Origin of the sequence: Prevotella sp. TF12-30 (genome assembly GCF_003436715.1) — a bacterium.
GTDB classification, from domain to species: domain Bacteria; phylum Bacteroidota; class Bacteroidia; order Bacteroidales; family Bacteroidaceae; genus Prevotella; species Prevotella copri_A.
In genome coordinates, this window is record NZ_QSQJ01000068.1 from 1 (window position 1) to 6,303 (window position 6,303).

Genomic DNA, 6,303 nt, shown 5'->3' on the forward strand with positions numbered 1-6,303 from the left:
CCATGAGGCTGCTCCATCTCGATGATATCCATCACACGCTCGAAGGTCAACTCGTCGAAGTAGAGACGATTGCACATATCGTAGTCGGTAGAAACGGTCTCAGGGTTGTAGTTGATCATCACTGAGCGCCAGCCTTCCTTGCGGATGGTGTTCAATGCCTGAACGCCACACCAGTCGAACTCTACGGAAGAACCGATGCGGTAAGCACCAGAACCGAGTACGATGATAGAACGGTGGTCGTTCTCGAAGGTGATGTCGCTCTTCACGCCAGCGTAAGTTACATAGAGGTAGTTGGTCTGAGCAGGATACTCTGCAGCCAGAGTATCAATCTGCTTCACTACAAGAAGACATGTCGATTTTACTTATAAAATGGTATAAATCATCACCCAAAGTTGTTCTTTGATATAAATGAGCCTTTCTAAACGTACTGCTAGATAGACATTCTTTGTATTTTTGCAAAAAAGCTTCAACTTCTTCTTGGTCTGACATCTCTATTAAACCAAGCGAAGTCAGATAGTAGAAGTGGTTCATAACCTCTTTCTTCGAAACATCGCTATTATATTCATCGTTGTACTTACTATAAATCCTTTCAATGGCATTTTTACCATCAAAAGTGTTTTTTAAAGACTTTAAAATATAGAAATCTAATCCGTCAATTTTTTCCATTAATTCTAAGAACATACGCTTGCATCTATTCTCAGCATTATCAATGTGGCAACATGCTGTTAAATATTTAGCATACATAATTCTTTTATTTTCATCGATTTCATCTTTTGAATAATCTACAGTTCGTAACAAGTCACAGATAAATTCTTGACTATTTATATATTCCATGTTGCGAACTCTATTATCAAGTTCATCTATCATTGCAAATGCTTTTTTTAGCACATCTTCTATCAATAGATTCTGCTTGTGATTTTGAAAATCAGATAACAGACTTACTATTGGGGCTGTAAATGGACAACAGCTGCCAATAGCCTTTAATATATTACAAACCTTGTCAGGCAGACTCATCTTGCCAATTTCATTTATTCTATTTTCTTCCATATTGAATTATAATTTTACAATAACTCTTGCTACTTCAACATTACAAATTAATCAATAACTGTCACCAAGTATAATAAACAACATAGAGACAGCCCAAGACAAGCATTGCTACAAGAGTTACACACCCACTTTTGGGCTTTTGGGGCTTCCCTTTGTCATCAAGATAGGTTGTAGCATCATCTCCAAAGGTATATCGGCGAGTATCAAATGACCAACTTAACATTACCTTAATATCACAAAGTTCTAACTCTTCTTTCTTTTCCACGAATTTCTTGTAATCAGAAATAGCATCTTGGGCAAGTCGAGTTCTAGTATCTTCAAATAATTTACGGGCATAGTCCTTTTCCCCTTCAAAGAACTTAATCAAAACAGCCTTCCCTTTAATATCAATACAAGAAGTCTTGCTGTCAATATGCGGAACAAGCAAAAATATACAATATACACGCTGTCCTTCTGCGAATTCCTTGATTTCATCATCAAAGTCAAAACTATTAGGACAACCAACAAGGGTATTGTCTTCTCGATAAATGCCATATTGATTAAGGCTTTCCAAATGCACTACATCCACATATCCACTGAATACTCCTGCTTGCCACTTCTTTCTATCAAAGTACCAATCAGCATCCTCTATTCTTACAGTGAGTGTATCATAAGTTTTCTTTCCTGTTTTATCGCTTTGTGGAAATTTGTAAAATTCATCATATCTGAATATGACATTACTATCTTTATCTTCATTATTATAATCTTTATCATCAACTTTTGGCTGTGACACATTGAGTGTTGGCAACTCTTTTTCAAAATGAGTAATTTCAATAAAAGCATCATTACTAACATCTTCAGTGATGCTATTAATCATTTCTGTTGCATATTCTACATCATCCTCAAAAAATTTAAGGATTGTTGCATAAGCCTGATTACGAACCTTACCATCCTTAGAAATGAATGGTGTAATTGCAATTACACAGTCCAACTCTTTTCCTTTGCTAAACTTATTAACGTAATCTTGCAACTCTTTTTGAACAAATCCCAAAAGTTTCCCATCAGTCTTATAGAAACCAATAGCATTAATATCATATGGATTGTTTGGTTCAGTTTTGATACATCCTGTAAAAACTCCCCAAAAGTTTGCTTCAGGTTTTGTGTGAAAATTTATGCCAGACACCTTTATTCTTAAGGTGTCTTTCTCTATACTTCCCTGTTTTTCACCAACAGGAAGCCAATGTTTTGTTATATCAAAATTTATATCATTCATATCTATCTTATTTTTTGTTCTTTATATTCAACCATATCATTTCTACCATCCAGCCATTTACGTTTGCCACTCGGTATGCAGATGGACATCCTTTTTTAAAGGCACCACGAGAGTCATATTTATGGGATTCTATGAATACATTCTCACGAGTCCACTTGAGGTTATAATTTTGCGGACGCTTCAGCCATTTCATTTCATCTATCCAGCCATTATCTATAGCTGACCTATAAGCACTCGGAGTACCCCATCTAAATTCACTTCGTGAAGAATATTTATGTGATTCAGCTATTACATTCTGCTTGTTTTGCCAAAATCCCTGTGGCTTGACATCAGAAGCAGCCCACTCCATTTCGTTTATCCAATTGTTTTTTGTCGCTAAAGAATAAGCAGTTGGTGCACCTCTTTTAAATTCCATTTTGGTTGAGTATTTGCCACCTTCTTCGAATACACGTTCTTTTGTCCAATAACCATGTTCTTTCACCTTAGTTTTTATCCAAGGCATTTTCTCCCATAGATTATTTTTGGCTGCATAGTCATAAGCAGCATGGCAACCTTTGAAAAAGTCAGTTCTCGTTGAATACTTTTTAGACACTTCTATTACATTTTCTTCATTTTGCCAATAACCTTGTGGAACTTGGTCACGGAGCAACCATGTCATTTCATCTTCCCATTTATGCTTTCTTGCAGAAAAATGAGCTGCTGGTGACTTCAAAAAGAATTCATTCCATGATTTATAGTTCTTTGACTCTTCAAACACATGTTCTTTTACACTCCACCATCGTGGAGGCATACGTTTACTGTAAAACCATGGAAATGTTTCATTGTTCATCATCTTATATTTTAGAGCTGCATCATACGCCCCAGCAGATTTTGTGAAAAATTCCGTTGGAGTTTTATATTTTTCAGCTTCACGCAATACCGCTTTCTTTGTCCATTTCTTTATTAAACTTCCAACAGAGCCAACATTTTCACCTGTCAGATTGATATTATTAATCAATGTGTAATGCAAAACATCACGATAATATAAAGATTGAACACGTTCTTCTCTTTGTCTCTCGACTATTGTTAGCCCGTCTAATAAGATTTTATATGCTGGAATTTTCAAACCCTTACCATAAAAATACTTATAGACAGGATCATTTTTCTGATTTTTATGTTCCCCATCTCGCCTCTTCATATCATTTGTTGCACCAACATAAGCATATTTATTTACTTCGTCTATATATACATAAATAATATGAATCGGACCTCGTGGATCCCCTTTTGAGACTTTTGTTTCAAATTCCATTTCTCCGAGCCAATGATGTAATAGTGCAGATTTATATGCAGACGGAGCCTTATGACGAAACTCACTTTTATATTTGTATTTTCGAGCTTCCTTAAAAACTTTCTCTTTATCCTCCCAATACACTTTTGGGGAATTTCTTGTTTTTTTCAACCATGTCATTTCATTAAGCCATCCATTATTTTTAGCAGTAATATAAGCAAGATAACATCCTTCACAAAACTCACTCCTATAGTTGTATTTCTGAGATTCCTCAAATACGTTATTTTTCTCTTTCCAATAGCCAACAGGTTTTCTGTTTGTTTTTGACAACCAGTCCATTTCATCAAGCCATCCGTTGAGTTTTGCCGAATCAAAAGCTCGACTATTCTTTCTTTGAAATTCTGTAACCGACTTGTAATTTTTAGATTCATTTATTACATTCTCTTTTATCTTCCAATATCCAGAAGGCTTACGCTTGCTAGGAGCCAACCAATCCATTTCAGTTAGCCAATTATTATTTTTTGCAATAGTGTATGCAGTCACAGCATTATTCATAAATTCCGTAACTATAGAATACTTTCTTGACTCTTCGAAAACCGCCCCTTTAGTCCATTTGATAGGTTTGGCTGTCGGACGCACCAACCATATCATTTCGTCCAACCATCCGTTCATATACGCAATACGGAATGCACCAGATTTCTTTTTTTTGAACTCAGATCTTGAAGAATATTTCTTGCTTTCTTCAAAAACAGTTTCTTTTGTCCACTTTTTCTGCATAACCTTTATTTTTGTGTTATTTAAAAATTCTGTGCAAAGATACAGAAAAATCTATTATACAACAAATAATTTCCCTATTATCATTATATGTTTAACCTTTTTTGTATGCGTTGTATAATTCATATGGATTTTGTTGGCAGGTTGTTATTATTACACTCACAAATCGACATAATTTCTTTGCAGTTTTATCAAATGGCAAATAGCTAAGCATCAATATTATAAACTTAAGTTTATAAACTAACAAATCGAAAAAATTCAAGGGGGATTATGCACGCTATTACAAAAAGATAAACATAAAAGTAATGTTTAACATATTATTCTTGTAAAAATCAACTTTTATGTTTATCTTTGCAGCAAAAATATAAGTTATATGGAAAAGAACTTATTAATAGATCTATTGGAAACTGGAGAAAAAGTCAGCCTTTATTCTCCAAGATTCGAGGGTGAGGAATATACCGAATTTGAGAAATTCCTTCTCACCTATAAGGATCAATATGCCCAAGATGTACAAATCCTCATTAGAAGGATTGATATTATCAAAGAAAATGGTGCAGAAGATAGATTCTTCAGATATGAAGGAAGCAAACGTGACAGGGTGATGGCACTACCCTCTCATCTTGATACATCTAATTTAAGATTGTATTGCCTTAATATCAGCCATAAGATTTTAATCTTAGGAAATGGTGGTATAAAGAAAACGCAAACATATCAAGAAGATGTAAATCTGCATAGAGCCGTACGAAACTTACAAAAGATAGACATCATTATAAAGAAACTTGAGAATAAAAGAATTATAACAATCAATGGTACAAATTTACATGGACCACTTGAATTGACTATAGATATCGACTATAACAAGGAGGATTTAATATGAAAACAAATAAACTGATGGATGAAATCCGCAAGTCAACTCCTGCGGACACAAACAAACAAGTCGACTTATGCGTTGCTATAGCCAACAGAGTCTTTGAACTATTACAGGAACGAAATATGAAACAGCGTGATTTCGCAAAGGCTCTTGGCAAGACTGAAACAGAAGTAAGTCGTTGGCTGAGTGGAACACATAATCTCACATTAGCTACAATCGCAAAGATGGCGACGGTTCTTGGTGATGACATCATTACCACAACACAGAGCCATCGTCCATACAAACTTCCAAATACGCAAAATGTAGCTATGATGGTAGCTGAGGATATGTGCAAAAAATAGTCATACAAATAATAAAAAATCCCTGCCATAGGAAGCCTTTCCTACAGCAGGGATTTTTCTATTGGAAATCATCAAGAATGACTTAACTGTCAATTCTTAACTACTAACTATCAATTCTTAACTATTAACTATCAACTATTTATACTCTCCCCAAGCCTTGATGTCGATATCCTCCAGCTTGGTGGTGCAGAATGCATAGATGAATGCACTCGCCAGACGGCTGTTGGTAATCAATGGCACGTTCAGGTCGATGGCTGCACGACGAATCTTATAACCATTGCTCAACTCGCTGCTGGTCAAGTTCTTCGGAATATTCACTACCATATCAATCTCGTGGTTGTGGAGCATCTCCAAAGCCTTAGGCGCACCGCCTTCTGCCTCCTCTGATGGCCAGAGTACACGGGTGTTCTCAATGCCGTTCTCGGTGAGGAACTTGCTACTACCACCAGTTGCATACAGCTTGTAGCCATGCTTAACCAGCATCTGGGCAGCATCGAGCAAATCTACCTTCTGCTTGGCAGAACCAGTAGAAAGCAGGATGTTCTTGGCTGGAATGCGATGACCCACAGAAAGCATACTCTTCAAGAGAGCGGTAGATGTATCGTCGCCCAAGCAACCTACCTCACCTGTACTGCTCATATCCACACCCAATACTGGGTCTGCCTTCTGCAGACGGTTGAAGCTGAACTGAGATGCCTTGATACCTACATAGTCGAGATCGAAGAGGTTCTTGTGTGGCTTCTCTACTGGC

The 6,303-nt window shown here is 36.3% G+C and carries 5 protein-coding genes and 2 pseudogenes; 2 read left to right on the forward strand and 5 right to left on the reverse strand.

What is annotated here, in order from left to right; genetic code table 11:
• The 4 genes and pseudogenes from DXD25_RS15545 to DXD25_RS15560 all read right to left on the reverse strand — a co-directional run.
• Positions 1–341 (reverse strand): annotated as a pseudogene (locus DXD25_RS15545) (carbamoyl phosphate synthase large subunit); the annotation flags it as partial.
• Positions 325–1,047: a hypothetical protein gene (locus tag DXD25_RS15550; protein WP_117664297.1), complete on the reverse strand. Its 723-nt coding sequence runs from the start codon at positions 1,045–1,047 to the stop codon at positions 325–327. The pseudogene DXD25_RS15545 and the gene DXD25_RS15550, both read right to left, overlap by 17 nt.
• A gap of 61 nt (positions 1,048–1,108) precedes the next feature.
• Positions 1,109–2,299 carry a hypothetical protein gene (locus DXD25_RS15555; RefSeq protein ID WP_117664298.1) on the reverse strand — a complete coding sequence of 397 codons (1,191 nt, stop codon included), beginning with the start codon at positions 2,297–2,299 and terminating at the stop codon, positions 1,109–1,111.
• Between the two features lie 7 nt (positions 2,300–2,306).
• Positions 2,307–4,343 (reverse strand): GIY-YIG nuclease family protein, encoded by a 2,037-nt coding sequence (locus DXD25_RS15560; RefSeq protein ID WP_117664299.1) that lies wholly within the window; start codon positions 4,341–4,343, stop codon positions 2,307–2,309.
• A gap of 370 nt (positions 4,344–4,713) precedes the next feature.
• Between DXD25_RS15560 and DXD25_RS15565 the strand changes: the two genes are divergently transcribed.
• Together DXD25_RS15565 and DXD25_RS15570 are read left to right on the forward strand one after the other, a co-directional pair.
• A complete protein-coding gene (locus DXD25_RS15565) occupies positions 4,714–5,217 on the forward strand; it encodes a hypothetical protein (protein ID WP_117664300.1) in 504 nt (167 codons plus the stop codon).
• A complete protein-coding gene (locus DXD25_RS15570; RefSeq protein ID WP_117664301.1) occupies positions 5,214–5,552 on the forward strand; it encodes a helix-turn-helix transcriptional regulator in 339 nt (112 codons plus the stop codon). The genes DXD25_RS15565 and DXD25_RS15570 overlap by 4 nt, the downstream gene beginning before the upstream one ends.
• A gap of 135 nt (positions 5,553–5,687) precedes the next feature.
• On the opposite strand, the pseudogene DXD25_RS17250 reads toward DXD25_RS15570, so the two are convergent.
• Positions 5,688–6,303 (reverse strand): annotated as a pseudogene (locus tag DXD25_RS17250) (carbamoyl phosphate synthase large subunit); the annotation flags it as partial.

Bases quoted from the DNA above. Each gene is read 5' to 3' on its own strand.
- DXD25_RS15560 (WP_117664299.1), bottom strand. From the start codon at position 4,343: ATGCAGAAAAAGTGGACAAAAGAAACTGTTTTTGAAGAAAGCAAGAAA.
- DXD25_RS15570 (WP_117664301.1), top strand. From the start codon at position 5,214: ATGAAAACAAATAAACTGATGGATGAAATCCGCAAGTCAACTCCTGCG.
- DXD25_RS15555 (WP_117664298.1), bottom strand. From the start codon at position 2,299: ATGAATGATATAAATTTTGATATAACAAAACATTGGCTTCCTGTTGGT.
- DXD25_RS15550 (WP_117664297.1), bottom strand. From the start codon at position 1,047: ATGGAAGAAAATAGAATAAATGAAATTGGCAAGATGAGTCTGCCTGAC.
- DXD25_RS15565 (WP_117664300.1), top strand. From the start codon at position 4,714: ATGGAAAAGAACTTATTAATAGATCTATTGGAAACTGGAGAAAAAGTC.